This window comes from Pseudomonas allii, assembly GCF_055380095.1.
On record NZ_AP039450.1, the window covers coordinates 608670 to 628712 of the forward strand.

Annotated in this window: 15 protein-coding genes; 11 read left to right on the forward strand and 4 right to left on the reverse strand. The window is 61.9% G+C overall.

Annotated features, from left to right (window positions below):
- Nucleotides 1-27: 27 nt before the first annotated feature.
- From ACZ445_RS02680 to ACZ445_RS02690, 3 genes are all read left to right on the forward strand, one after another.
- The gene (locus tag ACZ445_RS02680) at nucleotides 28-3318 is read left to right on the forward strand and encodes a transglutaminase family protein (protein ID WP_464707971.1); all 3291 of its coding nucleotides are present in this window, start codon (nucleotides 28-30) and stop codon (nucleotides 3316-3318) included.
- A 157-nt stretch (nucleotides 3319-3475) separates the two neighbouring features.
- Nucleotides 3476-5962 (forward strand): circularly permuted type 2 ATP-grasp protein, encoded by a 2487-nt coding sequence (locus ACZ445_RS02685; RefSeq protein ID WP_058423447.1) that lies wholly within the window; start codon nucleotides 3476-3478, stop codon nucleotides 5960-5962.
- On the forward strand, nucleotides 5962-6852 hold the full coding sequence (locus tag ACZ445_RS02690) for a transglutaminase family protein (RefSeq protein ID WP_058423446.1): 891 nt from the start codon (nucleotides 5962-5964) through the stop codon (nucleotides 6850-6852). Before ACZ445_RS02685 ends, ACZ445_RS02690 begins: the two co-directional genes overlap by 1 nt.
- Nucleotides 6853-6898: 46 nt before the next feature.
- Here ACZ445_RS02690 and ACZ445_RS02695 read toward each other — a convergent pair whose 3' ends face one another.
- Nucleotides 6899-7081 carry a hypothetical protein gene (locus ACZ445_RS02695; protein WP_034105670.1) on the reverse strand — a complete coding sequence of 61 codons (183 nt, stop codon included), beginning with the start codon at nucleotides 7079-7081 and terminating at the stop codon, nucleotides 6899-6901.
- A gap of 332 nt (nucleotides 7082-7413) precedes the next feature.
- On the opposite strand from ACZ445_RS02695, the gene azu reads away from it, so the two are divergent.
- Nucleotides 7414-7860: an azurin gene (gene azu / locus ACZ445_RS02700; RefSeq protein WP_010213586.1), complete on the forward strand. Its 447-nt coding sequence runs from the start codon at nucleotides 7414-7416 to the stop codon at nucleotides 7858-7860.
- 99 nt (nucleotides 7861-7959) lie between these two features.
- On the opposite strand, the gene nadE is transcribed toward azu, so the two are convergent.
- From nadE to ACZ445_RS02715, 3 genes are all read right to left on the reverse strand, one after another.
- The gene (nadE, locus tag ACZ445_RS02705; protein ID WP_058423445.1) at nucleotides 7960-8787 is read right to left on the reverse strand and encodes an ammonia-dependent NAD(+) synthetase; all 828 of its coding nucleotides are present in this window, start codon (nucleotides 8785-8787) and stop codon (nucleotides 7960-7962) included.
- Nucleotides 8788-8790: 3 nt separating this feature from the next.
- Nucleotides 8791-10005: a nicotinate phosphoribosyltransferase gene (gene pncB, locus ACZ445_RS02710; protein WP_058423444.1), complete on the reverse strand. Its 1215-nt coding sequence runs from the start codon at nucleotides 10003-10005 to the stop codon at nucleotides 8791-8793.
- Nucleotides 10006-10250: 245 nt separating this feature from the next.
- Nucleotides 10251-11141 carry a LysR family transcriptional regulator gene (locus ACZ445_RS02715; RefSeq protein WP_058423443.1) on the reverse strand — a complete coding sequence of 297 codons (891 nt, stop codon included), beginning with the start codon at nucleotides 11139-11141 and terminating at the stop codon, nucleotides 10251-10253.
- Between the two features lie 153 nt (nucleotides 11142-11294).
- On the opposite strand from ACZ445_RS02715, the gene amaB reads away from it, so the two are divergent.
- The 7 genes from amaB (at nucleotide 11295) to ACZ445_RS02750 (ending at nucleotide 19717) form a co-directional block, all read left to right on the forward strand.
- Nucleotides 11295-12785, forward strand: coding sequence for an L-piperidine-6-carboxylate dehydrogenase (gene amaB / locus ACZ445_RS02720; protein WP_058423442.1), 1491 nt, complete (start codon nucleotides 11295-11297; stop codon nucleotides 12783-12785).
- A 157-nt stretch (nucleotides 12786-12942) separates the two neighbouring features.
- Nucleotides 12943-14226: an L-pipecolate oxidase gene (gene amaA, locus ACZ445_RS02725; RefSeq protein ID WP_464704732.1), complete on the forward strand. Its 1284-nt coding sequence runs from the start codon at nucleotides 12943-12945 to the stop codon at nucleotides 14224-14226.
- A 374-nt stretch (nucleotides 14227-14600) separates the two neighbouring features.
- Nucleotides 14601-15737, forward strand: coding sequence for a branched-chain amino acid ABC transporter substrate-binding protein (locus ACZ445_RS02730; RefSeq protein ID WP_058423440.1), 1137 nt, complete (start codon nucleotides 14601-14603; stop codon nucleotides 15735-15737).
- A gap of 200 nt (nucleotides 15738-15937) precedes the next feature.
- Nucleotides 15938-16852 (forward strand): ABC transporter permease subunit, encoded by a 915-nt coding sequence (locus ACZ445_RS02735; protein ID WP_058423439.1) that lies wholly within the window; start codon nucleotides 15938-15940, stop codon nucleotides 16850-16852.
- Between the two features lie 2 nt (nucleotides 16853-16854).
- Nucleotides 16855-18132 (forward strand): high-affinity branched-chain amino acid ABC transporter permease LivM, encoded by a 1278-nt coding sequence (livM, locus tag ACZ445_RS02740; RefSeq protein WP_058423438.1) that lies wholly within the window; start codon nucleotides 16855-16857, stop codon nucleotides 18130-18132.
- Nucleotides 18129-19004, forward strand: a complete 876-nt coding sequence (locus ACZ445_RS02745) for an ABC transporter ATP-binding protein (RefSeq protein WP_058423437.1) — start codon at nucleotides 18129-18131, stop codon at nucleotides 19002-19004. The genes livM and ACZ445_RS02745 overlap by 4 nt, the downstream gene beginning before the upstream one ends.
- Nucleotides 19001-19717, forward strand: coding sequence for an ABC transporter ATP-binding protein (locus ACZ445_RS02750; RefSeq protein WP_058423436.1), 717 nt, complete (start codon nucleotides 19001-19003; stop codon nucleotides 19715-19717). The genes ACZ445_RS02745 and ACZ445_RS02750 overlap by 4 nt, the downstream gene beginning before the upstream one ends.
- Nucleotides 19718-20043 lie beyond the last annotated feature (326 nt).

Genomic DNA, 20043 nt, shown 5'->3' on the forward strand with positions numbered 1-20043 from the left:
CCATGCCCTGGCTCGCAGGAGGCCGCCGTGTCGATTCATGTCGCGTTGCACCACGTTACGCATTACCGCTACGACCGCGCTGTCGAACTCGGCCCGCAGATCGTACGGTTGCGTCCGGCCGCCCATAGCCGCACGCGGATTCTGTCCTACGCGCTGAAAGTATTGCCCGAGCAGCACTTCATCAATTGGCAGCAAGACCCCCAGGGCAATTACCTGGCGCGGTTAGTGTTTCCGGAAAAAACCGATGAGCTGCGCATCGAGGTCGACCTGGTCGCCGAAATGGCGGTGTTCAATCCGTTCGACTTTTTCCTTGAGCCCTACGCCGAAAAAATCCCCTTCAGCTACGCCGCCGATGAACAGCGCGAGCTGGCGCCGTACCTGGAAACCCTGCCGCTGACGCCGAAGTTCGCCGCGTACCTGGCGGGTATCGACCGCACGCCGTTGCCGGCCGTGGATTTTCTGGTCGGTCTCAACCAGCGCCTGGCCGCCGATATCGGCTACCTGATCCGTATGGAACCGGGCGTGCAGACGCCGGAATTCACCCTGGAAAACGCCTCCGGTTCCTGCCGCGATTCGGCGTGGTTGTTGGTGCAATTGCTGCGCAACCTGGGCTTGGCGGCGCGGTTTGTGTCTGGCTATCTGATCCAGTTGACCGCCGACGTCAAAGCCCTCGACGGCCCGTCCGGCACCGAAGTGGACTTCACCGACCTGCACGCCTGGTGCGAAGTGTATTTGCCCGGCGCGGGCTGGATCGGCCTGGATGCCACCTCGGGGCTGTTCGCCGGTGAAGGGCATATCCCGCTGGCCTGCAGTCCCGATCCCTCGTCTGCTGCGCCGATCAGTGGGTTGGTGGAGCCCTGCGAGTGTGAATTCACCCACGAAATGTCGGTGGAGCGGATTTGGGAGGCCCCACGGGTCACCAAGCCCTACACCGAAGAACAATGGCTGGCGATCCAGGCACTGGGCCGGCAGATTGACGGCGACCTGCTCAAGGACGATGTCCGCCTGACCATGGGCGGCGAGCCGACCTTCGTGTCCATCGACGACCCCGACGGCGCCGAATGGAACACCGCCGCCCTCGGCCCGGACAAGCGGCGCCTGTCTGCCGAACTGTTCCAGCGCATGCGCAAGCACTACGCGCCCAAAGGGCTGGTGCACTTTGGCCAGGGCAAGTGGTACCCCGGCGAACAGCTGCCGCGCTGGTCGCTCAACTGCTACTGGCGCCGCGACGGCGTGCCGATCTGGCACAACAGCGCGTTGATCGCCGATGAGCAAGCAGATTACGGTGCCGACGGGGTGATGGCCGGGCGTTTCCTGGCCAGCGTCGCCGAACGCCTTAAGCTGCCGGCACGCTTTGTGTTCCCGGCCTTCGAAGACAATTTCTACTACCTGTGGCGCGAAGGCGCGCTGCCGCAGAACGTCACCGCCCAGGACCCGCGCCTGAGCGATGAGCTGGAGCGCGAACGCCTGCGCAAGGTGTTCGCCCAGGGCCTGGATAAAATCATCGGGCAGGTATTGCCGCTGGCGCGCACGCCCGCCAATGATCGCTGGCAGAGTGGGCGCTGGTACCTGCGCGATAACCACTGCCGTTTGGTGCCGGGAGATTCTCCCCTGGGCTATCGCCTGCCGTTGGCTTCGCAGCCTTGGGTGACGGCGGCCGAGTATCCGTTTGTGCACCCGACGGACCCTAACCAGGATCAGCCCGAGCTGCCGTCCACCGCACAACTGCAAAGCCATGGCGAACCTGCGCCGAGTGATGAGCGCGTGCCCAAGTTGGACGAGTCCGCCGACTGGCTGACCCGCACCGCCCTGTGCGCCGAAGCGCGGGAAGGGCGGCTCTATCTGTTCATGCCGCCGCTGGAGCGCGTCGAGGACTATCTGGAACTGGTGGCGGCCATCGAAGCCACCGCCGAAGAACTGCACTGTCCGGTGTTGCTCGAAGGCTACGAGCCACCGGCCGATACGCGCCTGAGCAACTTCCGCGTCACGCCGGACCCGGGTGTGATCGAGGTCAACGTGCAGCCGTCCGCCACTTGGGACGAGTTGGTGGAGCGCACCGAGTTCCTCTACGAAGAGGCGCGGCAAACCCGCCTGACCACCGAGAAATTCATGATCGATGGGCGCCATACCGGCACCGGTGGCGGTAACCATTTCGTGCTCGGTGGCGCCACGCCCAAGGACTCGCCGTTCCTGCGTCGCCCCGATCTACTGCGCAGCCTGATCAGCTACTGGCACAACCACCCGTCGTTGTCCTACCTGTTTTCCGGCCTGTTCATCGGCCCGACCTCCCAGGCGCCACGGGTCGACGAGGCGCGCAACGATGCACTGTACGAGCTGGAAATCGCCTTCGCGCAAATGCCTGCTCCCGGCGAAGAATGCCCGCCCTGGATGGTCGACCGCCTGCTGCGCAACCTGCTGATCGACGTGACCGGCAATACCCACCGCGCCGAATTCTGCATCGACAAACTCTACTCACCGGATGGCGCCACGGGCCGCCTGGGCCTGCTGGAACTGCGCGCGTTTGAAATGCCGCCCCATGCGCGCATGAGCCTGACCCAGCAACTGCTGTTGCGCGCCTTGGTCGCGCGCTTTTGGCGCGAGCCCTACGCACCGCCGAAGCTGGCGCGCTGGGGCACCGAGTTGCACGACCGTTTCCTGTTGCCGCACTTCATCGAGCAGGACTTCGCTGACGTGATCGTTGAGCTCAACGCCGCCGGCTACCCGCTGCGCGCCGAATGGTTTGCCGCGCACCTGGAGTTCCGTTTTCCCAAGGTCGGCGACTACGCCGTCAGCGGTATCGAGCTGGAACTGCGCCAGGCCCTGGAGCCCTGGCATGTGCTGGGCGAGGAGGGCGCGGTGGGCGGTACGGTGCGCTATGTGGATTCGTCGCTGGAGCGCCTGCAAGTCAAGTTGACCGGGCTGCCACCGCAGCGCTACCTGCTGACCTGCAACGGCATCCCGGTGCCGCTGCAGGCGACCGGGCGCGTTGGTGAGTTCGTCGCCGGCGTGCGTTATCGCGCCTGGCAACCGGCCAACTGTCTGCAACCGACCATCCCGGTGCATGCGCCCTTGGTGTTCGATCTGCTGGATACCTGGATGCAGCGTTCGCTAGGCGGCTGCCAGTACCATGTGGCCCATCCGGGCGGGCGCAATTACGACAGCTTGCCGGTGAATGCCAATGAGGCGGAGAGCCGGCGGATGGCGCGGTTTTTCCGGCTTGGGCATAGCCCCGGCAAGCTTCCCGTACCGAAGATGGCCATCAACGATGAGTTACCGATGACCTTGGATCTACGGTGTTTCCCCCATAACAATGACTGAACGCTGTTTAAATGTGGGAGGGGGCTTGCCCCCGATTGCGGTGTGTCTGCTGTCCATCTGTTGCCTGACAGTCCGCCATCGGGGGCAAGCCCCCTCCCACAGTAGATTGCAGTGAATTTGAGTTAATCTGAGCCCCCTTGCCCCTGCCGAGCGTTCCATGTCCGACTTGCTCGACCGTTACCCGCTGACCGCGGGCACTTATCACGAACTGCTGGACGACAGCGGCGCAGTGCGTGCCCATTGGCAGCGCCTGCTCGACCACCTGCAACGCAGCACGCCTGCACAACTGGCCCAGCGCCAGGCGCTGCTGACCCGGCAGATCCAGGAAAACGGCGTGACCTACAACGTCTACGCCGACCCCAAGGGCGCCGACCGCCCCTGGGAATTGGACCTGCTGCCCCATGTGCTGGCCGCCGATGAATGGCAGCACCTGTCCGCCGGTATCGCCCAGCGTGCGCGCTTGCTCAATGCTGTGCTTGCCGACCTGTATGGCCCGCAACGCCTGATCAAGGAAGGCCTGCTGCCGGCCGAGCTGGTGTTCGGACACAACAATTTTCTGTGGCCGTGCCAGGGTATCCAACCGCCGGACGGTGCCTTTTTGCATCTGTACGCCGTGGACCTGGCGCGCACGCCGGATGGCCGCTGGTGGGTCACCGCCGACCGTACCCAGGCGCCGTCTGGCGCCGGTTACGCGTTGGAAAACCGCACCATCGTGTCCCGCGCCTTTCCGGATCTGTACCGCGATTTGCAGGTGCAGCACCTCACCGGTTTCTTCCGCACCTTGCAGGAAACCCTGGCCCGCCAGGCGCCCGGTGATGACCAGCCGCCGCTGATCGTGCTGCTCACTCCGGGCCGGTTCAACGAAAGCTATTTCGAACACCTCTATCTCGCTCGCCAGCTCGGCTACCCGCTGGTGGAGGGCGGCGACCTCACTGTGCGTGACAGCACGGTATTCCTGAAAACCCTCAGCGGCCTGCGCCGGGTGCACGCGATCATGCGCCGCCTGGATGATGACTTCTGCGACCCGCTGGAACTGCGTACCGATTCGGCCCTCGGCGTGCCAGGCCTGCTCGATGCGGTGCGCCAAGGCAATGTGCTGGTGGCCAATGCCCTGGGCAGCGGTGTGTTGGAATCTCCCGGACTGCTCGGTTTTTTGCCGAAGATCAACGAATTCCTGTTTGGCGAAGCACTGATCCTGCCGTCCATCGCCACTTGGTGGTGCGGTGAAGCGCCGGTACTGGCCGAGGCCCTCGAGAAACTGCCAGAGCTGCTGATCAAACCTGCGTTTCCGTCGCAGAGTTTCACGCCGGTGTTCGGCCGCGACCTGAATGTCGCACAGCGCCAGGCCCTGGCCGAGCGCATGCGTGCGCGGCCCTACGCGTACGTCGCCCAGGAGCTGGCGCAGCTGTCCCAGGCGCCGGTGTGGCACACCGTGGATGACCATCTGCAACACCGCGCCATCGGCATGCGTGTGTACGCCGTGGCCAGCGATGACGGCTATCGCGTGTTGCCCGGCGGCCTGACTCGGGTCGCCGCCGAAGCGGATGCCGAAGTGGTGTCGATGCAACGCGGCGGCGCCAGCAAGGACACTTGGGTGCTCGGTGAGCGCGCTTCCGGTGGCGAACATTGGCGTGCACAGCGCGCAATCGGCGCCCATGACCTGGTGCGCCGCGATCCTTATCTGCCGTCCCGCGTAGTGGAAAACCTGTTCTGGTTCGGCCGTTATTGCGAACGCTGTGACGACAGCGCGCGTTGGCTGCGCATCGTGCTGGCGCGTTATGTGGACGGTGATGATCCGCTGGCCTTGCAGGCCGCCGTCGAGCTGGGCGAAAACCTGCGCTTGCTGCCAGAAGAGGGCGAGTTGCCCGAGCGCTTGCTCGCGGCGTTGCTCGGTGATGACTGGCCCTCAAGCCTGCGCGCCAACTTGCAACGCTTGCAGTGGGCGGCGTCCCAGGTGCGCGGCAAGCTGTCCCGGGAAAACTGGCAGGCCCTGGTGGAGCTGCAACGCGAAGCCCTGGAGCTGGAACGCGAGTCAGCGGATTTCGGCGAGTTGCTGGACTTTCTTAACCGCCTGGTGATGTCCCTGGCGGCGCTGTCCGGGTTTGCCCTGGACGACATGACCCGCGACGAAGGCTGGCGCTTTTTGATGATGGGCCGGCGCATCGAGCGCCTGCAATTCCTCAGCAGCAGCCTGGCGGCATTCCTGCGCGGTGTGGCGGTGTTCGACCAGGCCGGCCTGGAGTGGTTGCTGGAATTGGGCAACAGCAGCATCACCTATCGCTCGCGCTACCTGGCGGTGCCGCAGTTGATCCCGGTGCTCGATCTGTTGCTGCTGGATGAGCAGAACCCCCATGCGGTGCTGTTCCAGCTCAAACTGGTGAGTCGCACCTTGCGCCGTCTCAACGATGACTTTGGTGTGCCACGGGAAACCGGCCTCGGCCCGTTGGTGGAGCGCCTGGCGCGCTTCGACCTGGGCTGCCTGGAAAACCCGTTGTTCGGCGAGTCCAGCGTACGTGCCGCGCTGGACGGCCTGGCCGACTTGCTGCAAGCGGTGGCCGATGAGAGCGGGCAGGTGTCGGATCGCCTGGCCTTGCGCCATTTTGCCCATGTGGATGATGTCAGCCAGCAAACGGTGTCGGTGTGATGAGTGCGCGCTACCAGATATTCCACGATACCCATTACCACTACGACAGCCCGGTGTCCCTGGCTCAGCAGCTGGCGCACCTGTGGCCACGGCCGTGCGCCTGGCAGCGCTGCAGCTCGCAGCAACTGGATATCAGCCCGGAACCGACCTCGCGCCGCGATGAGCTGGACGTGTTCGGCAACCCGATCACGCGCCTGGCATTCGAGCGGCCCCACGACGAACTGTTGGTGAATGCCGGGCTGACCGTGGAAGTGCTGGCGCGGCCGGTGCTGGATTTCCAGCAATCGCCGGCCTGGGATCAGACCCGCGACCGCCTGACCTACAGCAGCCAGCCGATGTCCGGTGAGTTGATCGAAGCCTGCCGCTATCGTTTCGAATCGCCCTATGTGCACCTGAAGAAAACCTTCGTCGAGTTCTCCGAAAGCTGTTTCCCGCCTCGCGCGCCTTTACTGCTGGGCGCGCAGGCGTTGATGGAAAAAATCTTCAGCGAATTCACCTTCGATGCCGAAGCCACCCAGGTCGCCACGCCGCTGGTGGAAGTGCTGGAGCGCCGTCGCGGCGTGTGCCAGGACTTCGCTCACCTGATGCTCGCCTGCCTGCGCTCCCGCGGCCTGGCAGCGCGCTATATCAGCGGCTATCTGCTCACCCAGCCACCGCCCGGCCAGCCACGGCTGATCGGCGCCGATGCGTCCCATGCGTGGGTCTCGGTGTATTGCCCGGTTTCAGGCTGGGTGGACTTTGATCCGACGAACAATGTGCAGCCGGCGCTGGAGCACATCACCCTGGCCTGGGGCCGGGACTTTTCCGATGTGTCGCCGTTGCGGGGGGTGATTCTGGGGGGAGGGAGCCATGACCCGGAGGTGCGGGTGACGGTGATGCCGCTGGAATGATGGTTGATTGTGCCGAGCCGGAACAGCCGGCTCAGCACAAAGGAAATTATTCAGCCGGATCTTTTGGTGTTTCGGTCTCGTCGCTCGTTACTTCAGCATCAGCGTCCGGGTTCAGTGCGCCAGCTTCTTCGTCTGCAGCGGCTTTCTTGCGTTGCAGTTTTTCCTCTTTCTTCTGTTCCTTGGCCAAGTCTCTCTGACGTTTGGCGAAGGAGTAATTAGGTTTGGCCATGGGCGATCCTCTAAGGTCGAAGGTGAGGGTGGCGGCGCGCAGCTGCCTTGGGACGACATGGTAGCAGCTTCAAGGTGCGCTTGGCCTTCACTTACCGCAGGCGTAGGCGGCCAGCAGGCCGTTGAACAGTTGATTGAGGTGCATGGCTCGGACTCCAGGGGGTGATGGGCCGATCATAATCAGCGTGCGGCACTTTGGCTGGTTGATTGTGTCGATAAGTCTGATAGCCTAAAGTTGTATACAATCTGTTGATTCAGGTCATAAGAATTTCTGCCTGCTTCAGGCACCCTTGTCGCAATACGCGTTTTTTAAACCCTGCCTTGGAGATTCACATGTTTGCCAAACTCGTTGCTGTTTCCCTGCTGACTCTGGCGAGCGGCCAGTTGCTTGCTGCAGAGTGCAAGGTCACTGTCGACTCCACCGACCAAATGTCCTTCAACACCAAAGCCATCGAAATCGACAAGAGCTGCAAGACATTCACCGTCGAGCTGACTCATTCGGGCAACCTGCCGAAAAACGTCATGGGCCATAACTGGGTGCTGACCAGCGCCGCCAACATGCAGCCGGTTGCCACTGACGGCATGGCCGCCGGTATCGACAAGGACTACCTGAAACCAGGTGATGACCGCATCATCGCCCACACCAAGATCATCGGTGCCGGCGAGAAAGACTCGGTGACCTTCGATGTGTCGAAGCTGGCCGCCGGGACTGACTACGCGTTCTTCTGCTCGTTCCCAGGCCACATCTCGATGATGAAAGGCACTGTGACCGTCAAGTAATACCGCATCACCGTTCATCGGGGGCAAGCCCCCTCCCACATTTGGATGTGTTCACAAATCAAAGTGTAGGAGGGGGCTTGCCCCCGATGGCGTCCTACCTCACGGCGCGAATGGCATGACCCGCTTGTGCTCGGTCTTGCGATACGTTTCGCAGATAATCCTGAACGCTTCCTCACGCACCGGCTCGCCGTGCAGGAACGCATCGATCTCCGCGTAGGTCACGCCATGTGACGCTTCGTCCGGCTTGCCCGGCGACAAGTCTTCCAGGTCGGCTGTCGGCACTTTCTCCACCAACGACTCCGGCGCCCCGAAGTACCGCGCAATCGCACGCACCTGGTTCTTCACCAGCCCGCTCAACGGTGCCAGGTCGCAGGCGCCGTCACCGAACTTGGTGAAAAAGCCCATCACCGCTTCCGCCGCATGGTCGGTGCCGATCACCAGGCCACCGGCCGCGCCGGCGATGGTGTACTGCGCCACCATGCGCATGCGCGCCTTGGTATTGCCCAGTACGAAATCGCGGGACACCGCCGCCTTGCCCTCAAATGCCGCGACTTCATTGGCCAGGGCCTTGACCGCCGGGCCGATGTTCACGGTGTGGCGCTCGTCCGGCTCGATAAAGTCCACCGAGGCCGTGGCGTCGATTTCGTCGAACTGGGTTTCGTAAGGCAGGCGCACCGCGATAAAGCGGTAGGCCTCATCACCGCTGTTTTCACGCAGTTCTTTTATTGCGCGTTGGGCCAGGAGGCCGGCGGTCAGGGAGTCGACGCCACCGCTGATGCCCAGCACCAGCGCCTTGAGCCCTGACTTGCGCAGGCAATCCTGGATAAACCCCACGCGGCGGGCAACCTCGGCCTCAAGGGCGGCCTGGTCGTTGAACGGCGCTTGGACCTTGAGCTGCTGCGCAATCTCACGCTGTACGGCTTGCATGATTCACTCCTTGCTTGGTAGGGCAGGTACTTTGAAAACGTGACGCAAATAGGCGACGAAATTCGGGTCGGTGCAGTGGGTCTTGCCCGCTTCATCGGAGATTTTCGCGACGGGCTGGCCATTGCAGGCGGTCATTTTAAGCACGATGCTCATCGGCTCGACACCCGGGATGTCACAGGTCAGGTTGGTGCCGATGCCAAAGCTCACATTGATCCGACCCCGCAGCGCACGGAATATTTCCAGGGCTTTGGGCAGCGACAGGCTGTCGGAGAACACCAGGGTCTTGCTCATCGGCTCGATGCCGAGCTTGTGGTAGTGGGCGATGGCTTTTTCCGCCCACTGCACCGGGTCGCCGGAGTCATGGCGCAGGCCGTCGAAGAGCTTGGCGAAGTACAAGTCGAAGTCGCCGAGGAACGCGTCGGTGGTGATGCAGTCGGTCAGGGCGATGCCCAGCAGGCCACGGTATTCGCGGACCCAGCAGTCCAGCGCGGCGATCTGGCTGTCGATCAGGCGTGGGCCGAGTTGCTGGTGGGCCATGATCCATTCGTGGGCCATGGTGCCCAGCGGCTTCATGTCGAACTCGCGGGCCAGGTGCACGTTGCTGGTGCCGACAAAACGTCCGGGGAAGTCATGCTTGAGCACGCTGACCACTTCTTCCTGCACGCGGTACGAGAAGCGCCGGCGCGTGCCGAAGTCGGCCACTTGCAGCTCGGACAGCTCGTCGCTGCTGGCGTTGGCGGTCAGCCAGTCGAACTTGCGGTACAGCTGCTCGCGGGCCTGTTCGAGGATCACGGTCTGGTAGCGGTAGCGGTTACGCACTTCGCTGACGATGGCCAGCATCGGCACTTCAAACAGAATCACATGCAGCCAGGGCCCGCGCAGGCGGATGAACAGCTCGCCGTTCTCGATGCCGGTCTGCACGTAGCGCAGGTTGAAGCGGAACAGTCCGAGAAAGCGCAAAAAATCCGGCTTCATGAAGCTGATGCGCTCCAGGAAACCCAGTTGGTCGGGGCTCAGGCTCAATTCGGCAAGGCGCTCGATCTGGTAGCGGATCTCCGCCAGGTACGGGCGCAGGTCTTCGCTATTACGGCAACGGAACTCCCATTCAACTTCCACATTGGGGTAGTTGTGCAGCACCGCCTGCATCATGGTCAGCTTGTAGAAGTCGGTGTCGAGCAAGTTCTGCACGATGCGATCGGCAAACACACTCTCGCTCATAACGGGAATCTCCAGACGGGACGGCGATGGGCGCCGACCTTTACGCACAATTAATGAAGGGGGCTAGTGGCGCATAGACCTGTGGGGTTTTGCCAGTGATTTTTTCAGTTGGGCCACTGGCCTCATCGGGGGCAAGCCCCCTCCCACACTTTACCGGGTTCACACATTTTGATTTGTGGATGCATTCAAATGTGGGAGGGGCGGTGCGACGATTCGACTTGTCCCCGATGGCGGTACTCCAGGCACTAAATAACCTGCTCCATCATCCACTTCACAAAATCACGCACCTTGGGCACCTCCGCCGAATGCTCCGGGTAAGCCAGGTAATACGCATCCTGGCTCGGCATCGCATGCTGCCAGGGGATCACCAACTTGCCGTCGGCCAGTTCTTCTTCCACCAGGAAGCGCGGCAGCAACGCCACGCCACACCCCACCTGCGCCGCCCGAATGCACATATAGAAGGTATCGAAACGTGGCCCGTGGTAGCTGTGTTCGGTCTGGTAACCCTGGCTGGCGAACCAGTCATGCCAGCCCTGGGGCCGCGAGGCGTTTTGCAGCAGCACCAGGTCGCTGAGTTGCGTGGGGTCGGTGAAGGGCCGCGCCGGCAGGCTTTCCGGTGCGCATACCGGCACCAATTCTTCGCTGAACAGCTTCAGGCTCTCGGTGCCGGGGCGTGAACCCTGGCCGAAATAGAAGGCCATGTCGGCCTTGCCTTGCAGCAGCTCGTCCGGCTCCTGCTCGTTGCACAGGTCCAGGTGGATCTGCGGGTGACGCAGCCGCCAGCCCTTGAGGCGCGGCACCAGCCAGCGCGCGCCGAAGGTGTAGGGCGTGGACACGCGCAGTACTTCGGTCTCGCCGCCGTAGGAGCGCAGGTAGTGCGTGGACATCTCCACTTGGGTGAGGATCTTGCGCACTTCCACCAGATACAGGTCGCCCGCCGGGGTCATCTGCAAACGGCGGCGCACCCGGCGAAACAGCAGGTGTTGTAGCAGTTCTTCCAACTGCGCCACCTGTTTGCTCACGGCGCTCTGGGTGAGGTTCAGCTCCTCGGCGGCGCGGGTAAAGCTCAGGTGGCGGGTGGCGGCTTCGAAACACTGCAGGGCAGTGATCGAGGGCAAATGTCTTTTGTTCAGCACGGCACGCCTCTTTTTATTCTTTGCATGAATAAACGGAATGATATCTCGCCTAATCGTCGTTTGTTGGCAAGTCTTGGGCCAGCTACAAATAAGGCCTGGATCGCCGTGTGTGTGACGGTGCGAATTTTCTGTTTGAAATTGAAGGAGTGACCCATGGTTGCCGCATTGCTTGATCGTCTCGGGGTAAACCCGGCGTTGTACCAGTCGGGTAAACAACCTGTGCATTCGCCGATTGATGGCAGCCGTATCGGCAGTGTGCACTGGGAAGGTGCCGCCGAGGTGGAGCAACAGGTCAGTCGCGCCGAGCATGCATTCGAGGCCTGGCGCAAAGTGCCGGCGCCGCGCCGTGGCGAACTGGTGCGCCAATTTGGCGATGTGTTGCGCGAATACAAGGCCGACCTGGGTGAGCTGGTGTCCTGGGAAGCCGGCAAGATCACCCAGGAAGGCCTGGGCGAAGTGCAGGAAATGATCGACATCTGCGACTTCGCGGTCGGCCTGTCGCGCCAGTTGTACGGTTTGACCATCGCCTCCGAGCGTCCTGGCCACCACATGCGTGAAACCTGGCACCCGCTGGGCGTGGTCGGCGTGATCAGCGCCTTCAACTTCCCGGTGGCGGTGTGGGCGTGGAACACCGCCCTGGCGCTGGTATGCGGCAACGCGGTGATCTGGAAACCGTCGGAAAAAACCCCGCTCACCGCCCTGGCCTGCCAGGCGCTGTTCGAGCGCGTGCTGAAAAAGTTCGACGGCGCCCCGCAGTACTTGAGCCAAGTGATCATCGGCGGCCGCGACGCCGGTGCCGCACTGGTGGACGACCCGCGCGTCGCCCTGATCAGCGCCACCGGCAGCACCCGCATGGGCCGCGAAGTGGCGCCGAAAGTCGCCGCGCGTTTCGCCCGCAGCATCCTGGAGCTGGGCGGCAACAACGCGATGATCCTCGGCCCAAGCGCCGACCTGGACATGGCCGTGCGCGCCATCCTGTTCAGCGCCGTTGGCACTGCCGGCCAACGCTGCACCACACTGCGCCGCCTGATCGCCCATGAATCGGTCAAGGAAGAAATCGTCACTCGCCTCAAGGCGGCTTATTCCAAGGTGCGCATCGGCCACCCGCTGGAAGGCAACCTGATCGGCCCGCTGATCGACAAGCACGGCTTCGACGCTATGCAGGACGCGCTGGAGCAGGCCCTGAGCGAAGGCGGCAAGGTGTTTGGCGGCAAGCGCCAGTTGGAAGACAAGTTCCCGAATGCCTACTACGTGTCACCGGCGATTGTGGAAATGCCCGAGCAAAGCGATGTGGTGTGCACCGAGACCTTCGCGCCGATTCTCTACGTGGTCGGCTACACCGACTTCGCCGAGGCCCTGCGCCTGAACAACGCCGTGCCGCAAGGCTTGTCTTCGTGCATCTTCACCACTGACGTGCGTGAAGCCGAGCAGTTCATGTCGGCGGTCGGCAGCGACTGCGGTATCGCCAACGTCAACATCGGCCCGAGCGGCGCGGAAATCGGCGGCGCGTTCGGTGGGGAGAAAGAGACCGGCGGCGGGCGCGAGTCGGGTTCGGATGCGTGGCGCGGGTACATGCGTCGGCAGACCAATACTGTCAATTACTCGCTTGAGCTGCCATTGGCACAAGGCATTACATTCGACTGATTCTGCTGGCTGGAATGAGATCAAAATGTGGGAGGGGGCTTGCCCCCGATAGCGGTAGATCAGCTGTACATCTGTTGGCTGACACATCGCCATCGGGGGGCAAGCCCCCTCCCACATTGACCGAGCTGTTTGTTAGGTTTCATCACGGAGTCTGGCAATGCCATTACGCGAAACATGTTTGTGGGAACACCTCACCCCCAGCCGGCCGGATCGCGCTGCGCTCAACGGCGAGGTCAAGGTGGATGTGTGTGTGATCGGCGCCGGGATCACCGGTCTGTCGGCGGCCATTCATTTGCTGGAACAGGGTAAAAGCGTGGCCGTGCTGGAGGCGCATCGCACCGGCCATGGTGGTTCGGGGCGCAACGTGGGGCTGGTCAACGCCGGGATGTGGATCCCGCCGGACGAGATCGAAGCCGGTTTCGGCGAGGCGGTGGGCAGCCAGCTCAACCGCATGTTGGGCGCGGCACCGTCGCTGGTGTTCAGCCTGATCGACAAATACAACATCGATTGCCAGTTGCGCCGTGAGGGCACCTTGCACATGGCGCACAACGCCCGTGGCGAGGCGGACCTGCGCAGTCGTGAAGAACAGTGGAAGCGCCGTGGCGCACCGGTGGAACTGCTCACCGGCCAGGCCTGCGAGCAGGCCACTGGCACTAAAAAAATCGCCGCCGCCTTGCTGGACCGGCGTGCCGGCACCCTGAACCCGATGGCTTACACCAGTGGTCTGGCCAATGCTGCCGCCGGGCTGGGCGGGCAGTTGTTCGATCATTCACCGGTCACTCGACTTGAGCGCCAAGGTGCGCAGTGGTCGGTGCAGACCGCCCAGGGCTCAGTGCAGGCTGCACAGGTGGTCATCGCCTCCAACGCCTACACAGAAGGCGAATGGACTGAACTGCGGCGCAATTTTTTCCCCGGTTACTACTACCAGCTCGCATCGGCCCCGCTGACGGACGCCGCCGCCGAACAGATTTTGCCCGGTGGCCAGGGCTCCTGGGATACACGCCAGGTCTTGAGCAGCATTCGCCGCGATGCCGACGGCCGCCTGTTGCTCGGCAGCCTGGGCAATGGCAACCAGAAACCCGCCTGGTTCCTCAAGGCGTGGGCCGATCGGGTGCAGCAGCATTACTTCCCGTACCTCAAATCGGTGCAGTGGGAGTACACCTGGACCGGCTGCATCGCCTTCACCCCCGACCACTTGATGCGCCTGTTCGAGCCCGCCCCGGGCCTTGTGGCCGTAACGGGCTATAACGGTCGTGGCGTGACCACCGGCAGCGTGGTCGGCAAGGCGTTTGCCGACTATTTGTGTCACCAGAATCTCCAGGCATTACCGATTCCCTTTGCACCCATGCAACCGTTGTCGGGGGTTGGGTTACGCAGCTGTCTTTATGAGGCGGGTTTCTCGCTGTATCACGCCGGCCAATGCCTGAGGATCGTGATCTGATCAGCGAAATACCGCTCAAAAGCCTGCATTTTCTTAGCAGGCTACTAATCTGTATTGGTGCAAGTCGTAGCAGTCGCGCACTGTAAATGTGCAGTTCCGTTACGCAGGCTGTTACAGCTGTAGGAACTGTCGTTTATAGGTTTGGTTGCAGGTGCGACCTGCCGAGGTTGTACTTTTTCGATCCATTGGTTGCACCTCTTGACGCTAGAGGGTTGCACGTCCTGGCGAACGGAGCCGAAACGCCTGCAATAACAATGACACCGTGTCTTTTTGAAGAATAAAAACCTAATGGCACGCGCTTTGCTCTGAGCTTTCGGTGAAAAGTTTGAATGCAAGTTGTCGTGCCAAAAATCAAAAATATCGGAGCACCACTCATGTCCCAGACGTTTTACAAGAAAGGTTTTCTGGCCCTCGCCGTTGCAACGGCGCTGGGTGTTTCTACGTTTGTTCAAGCTGATGTGAAAATTGGCGTGGCGGGCCCGATGACGGGTGCCAACGCTGCTTTCGGTGAGCAGTACATGAAAGGTGCCCAGGCGGCAGCCGATGTGATCAACAAGGCCGGTGGCATCAACGGCGAGAAAATTGTGCTGGTGGCTGGCGACGACGCTTGCGAACCCAAGCAAGCCGTGGCCGTGGCCAACCGCCTGGCGGACCAGGACAAAGTGATCGGCGTGGTCGGGCACTTCTGTTCCTCCAACACCATCCCGGCGTCCGAGGTGTACGACGAAGCCGGCATCATCGCAATCACCCCAGGCTCCACCAACCCACAGGTGACCGAGCGCGGCCTGGGCGCCATGTTCCGGATGTGCGGGCGTGACGACCAGCAAGGCATCGTGGCCGGCGACTACATTGTCGATGTGCTCAAGGGCAAGAAAGTCGCGGTCATCAACGACAAGGACACCTACGGCAAAGGCCTGGCCGACGCCACCGCTGCCCAGTTGACCAAGCGCGGCGTCAAGCCGGTGCTGGAAGAAGGCCTGACCCGTGGCGAGAAAGACTTCAGCGCCCTGGTTACCAAGATCCGCTCCACCGGTGCCGACGTCGTGTACTTCGGCGGCCTGCACCCCGAAGCCGGCCCACTGGTTCGCCAGATCCGTGAAGCGGGTCTGAAAGACGTGAAGTTCATGTCCGATGACGGCGTGGTCACCGACGAACTGGTTGCCACCGCTGGCGGTAAGCAATATGTCGACGGCGTGTACATGACCTTCGGCGCCGACCCGCGCCTGCTGCCGGACAGCAAGGCGGTGGTGGAAGAGTTCCGCAAGAATGGCACCGAGCCTGAAGGCTACACCCTGTACGCCTACGCGTCGGTCCAGGCCCTGGCCGCCGGCTTCAACGGCGCCAAGTCCAACAAGGGCGAAGACGCTGCCAAGTGGCTCAAGGCTCACCCGGTGAAAACCGTCATGGGCGAGAAAGCCTGGGATTCCAAGGGCGACCTGAAAATCTCCGACTACGTGGTTTACCAGTGGGATAAAGACGGCAAATACCACCAGCTGGAAAAACAGAAGTAATCCAGAACACCACAGCTCCAATGTGGGAGGGGGCTTGCCCCCGATAGCGGTGGATCAGGTTCAGATCTGTTGACCGGTACACCGCCATCGGGGGCAAGCCCCCTCCCACAGGAGATCGTGCTGTTATCAATATCTGTTTTTTCCTCCAGAAGCGCCGCACACCTCCCGGTGTGCAGGTGCTCACCGCGTGAGATTGCGTTATGGATGGTATTTTCCTGCAGCAACTGGTCAACGGTCTGACCCTCGGGTCGGTCTATGGCCTGATCGCCATCGGCTACACAATGGTCTATGGCATCATTGGCATGATCAACTTCGCCCACGGCGAGGTTTATATGATTTCCGCTTACCTCGCGGCGATCAGTCTGGCACTGCTGGCTTACTTCGGCATCGAATCCTTCCCGCTGCTCATTCTCGGCACCTTGATCTTCACCGTGGTCGTCACTGGCGTGTACGGTTGGGTCATCGAGCGTGTCGCCTACAAACCGCTGCGCAACTCCACCCGACTGGCACCGCTGATTAGCGCCATCGGTATCTCCCTGATCCTGCAGAACTATGCGCAGATCGCTCAGGGAGCGAAGCAACAAGGCATTCCCACCCTGCTGGCAGGCGCCTGGCGCGTCGATTTCGGCACAGGGTTCGTCCAGCTCACCTACACCAAGGTCTTCATCCTCGTGGCGGCGTTCGCCGGCATGGCGTTGCTCACCTACGTGATCAAGTACACCAAGCTCGGCCGCATGTGCCGTGCCACCCAGCAAGACCGCAAGATGGCGTCGATCCTCGGCATCAACACCGACCGGGTGATCTCCTACGTGTTCGTCATCGGCGCCGCCATGGCGGCATTGGCCGGCGTGCTCATCACCCTCAACTACGGCACCTTCGACTTCTATGCTGGTTTCATCATCGGTATCAAGGCGTTCACCGCGGCGGTACTCGGCGGCATCGGCTCCCTGCCTGGAGCGATGTTGGGCGGGATCATCCTCGGTATCTCCGAGTCGCTGTTCTCGGGGTTGATCAACTCTGACTACAAAGACGTGTTCAGTTTCTCCCTGCTGGTGGTGATTCTGATTTTCCGTCCCCAGGGCCTGCTTGGTCGCCCACTCGTGGCGAAGGTGTAAACATGTCTGCTGCCAAATCAATCGATATCAAGAAAAGTGTGGTCGATACGATCCTTGCCGGGCTGATTTCGCTGATCGTGTTCGGTCCGATCGTCGGCGTGGTACTCGACGGCTACAGCTTCAACCTGGAACCGGCCCGCGTCGGCCTGCTGGTGGCCATCGTGATGGTCGGCCGCTTTGCCATGAGCCTGTTCCTGCAAACCCCCAAGGGCCTGAAGATTTTGCAGGGCTTCGAGAGCAGTGGCTCCGGCGTGCACGTGCTGGCGCCGGACTACAAGTCGCGGCTGCGCTGGATCATCCCGGCGCTGATCGTGATCGCCATCGTGTTCCCGATCTTCGCTAACAAGTACCTGCTCACCGTGGTGATCCTCGGCCTGATCTACGTGTTGCTGGGCCTGGGCCTCAACATCGTGGTAGGTCTGGCCGGCTTGCTCGACCTGGGTTACGTGGCGTTCTACGCCATCGGCGCCTACGGCTTGGCATTGGGGTATCAATACCTGGGCCTGGGCTTCTGGACCGTGCTGCCACTGGCGGCCATCGCGGCGGCGTTGGCGGGATGCATACTCGGGTTCCCGGTGTTGCGAATGCACGGTGACTATCTGGCCATTGTGACCCTGGGCTTTGGTGAAATCATCCGGTTGGTGCTCAATAACTGGCTGTCGTTTACCGGTGGGCCGAATGGCATGCCGGTGCCGTCGCCGACCTTCCTCGGTCTGGAGTTCGGCAAGCGCGCGAAGGATGGCGGGGTTCCGTTTCATGAGTTCTTCGGCATCGACTACAACCCCAACATCAAATTCCTGTTCATCTACATCGTGCTGTTCCTGGTGGTGCTGGCCGTGCTGTATATCAAGCACCGCCTGACCCGCATGCCAGTGGGCCGCGCCTGGGAAGCCCTGCGCGAAGATGAAATCGCCTGCCGTTCCATGGGCCTGAACCACGTGCTGGTCAAGCTCTCGGCGTTCACTATCGGTGCATCGACGGCCGGTCTGGCCGGGGTGTTCTTTGCCAGTTACCAGGGCTTCGTCAACCCGTCGTCGTTCACCTTCTTCGAGTCGGCGCTGATCCTGGCCATCGTGGTGTTGGGCGGCATGGGCTCGACGGTGGGCGTGGTGATTGCGGCCTTTGTGCTGACCGTCGCACCTGAGTTGCTGCGCAGCTTCTCCGAATACCGCGTGCTGCTGTTTGGCGTGTTGATGGTGGTGATGATGATCTGGCGACCGCGAGGTCTGATCCGCATCAGCCGTACCGGTGTGACACCACGCAAGGGGGTAGCGCCATGAGCAAGGAAGTCGTCCTCTCCGTGGAACACCTGATGATGCACTTCGGTGGCATCAAGGCCTTGAGCGATGTGAGCCTCAAGGTCGAACGCAACTCGATCTTCGCTTTGATCGGCCCTAACGGCGCCGGCAAGACCACGGTGTTCAACTGCCTCACCGGCTTTTACAAAGCCAGCGGCGGCAAGATCGAACTGAACATCCGCGGCAAGCAGACCAACGTGATCCAGTTGCTTGGCGAGCGCTTCCAGCCGACCGACTTCGTGTCACCGAAAAGCTTCTTCAGCCGCCTGTACTACAAGATGTTCGGCGGCACCCATCTGGTGAACCGTGCCGGTCTGGCCCGGACGTTCCAGAACATCCGCCTGTTCAAGGAAATGTCGGTACTGGAAAACCTGCTGGTGGCCCAGCACATGTGGGTCAATCGCAACATGCTGGCGGGCATCCTCAACACCAAGGGCTACCGCAAGGCCGAAAGCGACGCCCTCGACCACGCCTTTTACTGGCTGGAAGTGGTGGACCTGGTGGACTGCGCCAACCGCCTGGCCGGTGAACTCTCCTACGGCCAGCAGCGCCGCCTGGAAATCGCCCGCGCCATGTGCACCCGGCCGCAGATCATCTGCCTGGACGAACCCGCTGCGGGCCTCAACCCCCAGGAAACCGAAGCCCTCAGCGCGATGATTCGCCTGTTGCGCGACGAACACGACCTCACGGTGGTGCTGATCGAACACGACATGGGCATGGTGATGAGTATTTCCGACCACATCGTGGTGCTGGACCACGGCAACGTGATCGCCGAGGGCGGCCCGGACGCGATCCGCAACGACCCGAAAGTGATTGCCGCCTACCTGGGCGCTGACGAAGAGGAGCTGGTATGAGTGCACCTATCCTCGAAATGAAGGACCTGGATGTGTATTACGGTCCGATCCAGGCCCTGAAGAAAGTCTCGCTGCACATCAACGAAGGCGAAACCGTCAGCCTGATCGGCTCCAACGGCGCGGGCAAGTCCACGCTGCTGATGTCGATCTTCGGCCAGCCACGGGCCGAGTCGGGGCAGATCCTCTACAACGGTGTCGACATTACCCACAAGTCGTCCCACTACATCGCCTCCAACGGCATTGCGCAGTCGCCGGAAGGGCGGCGGGTGTTCCCCGACATGACCGTCGAGGAAAACCTGCTGATGGGCACCATCCCGATTGGCGACAAGTACGCTCAGGAAGACATGCAGCGCATGTTCGAGCTGTTCCCACGGCTCAAGGAACGGCGTACCCAGCGTGCCATGACCATGTCCGGTGGCGAGCAGCAGATGCTCGCCATTGCGCGGGCACTGATGAGTCGTCCGAAGTTGTTGCTGCTCGACGAGCCGAGCCTGGGCCTGGCGCCGATTGTGGTGAAGCAGATCTTCTCGACCCTGCGCGAGCTGGCGGCCACCGGGATGACTATTTTCCTGGTGGAGCAGAACGCCAACCATGCGCTGCGCTTGTCGGATCGGGCGTACGTAATGGTCAACGGCGAGATCCGCCTGACCGGCACTGGCAAGGAGCTGCTGGTCAACGAGGAAGTGCGCAACGCCTACCTCGGCGGTCACTGATCTAAATAACGACGCGGTCCCCCTGTGGGAGGGGGCTTGCCCCCGATAGCGGTGGATCAGCAGTACATCTGTCGACTGACATACCGCCATCGGGGGCAAGCCCCCTCCCACATTAAGCAGATCCACATGTTTTTTTGTGGTGTGAAGAGGGTTGCCACCAAATTGTGGAAAACAAATCCAGCCACCCTCCAAAGCGCGACATATAGCCGCCGCAAATCCCTGTTTTGTCACAGTTTTGACTTGTCCCCATCTGCTGTGGAACCGGCTGTGGGTAACGTGGGAGTAGCTGGCTGAAAGCCAACAAACACGCGGCCTGTAGCGCGATG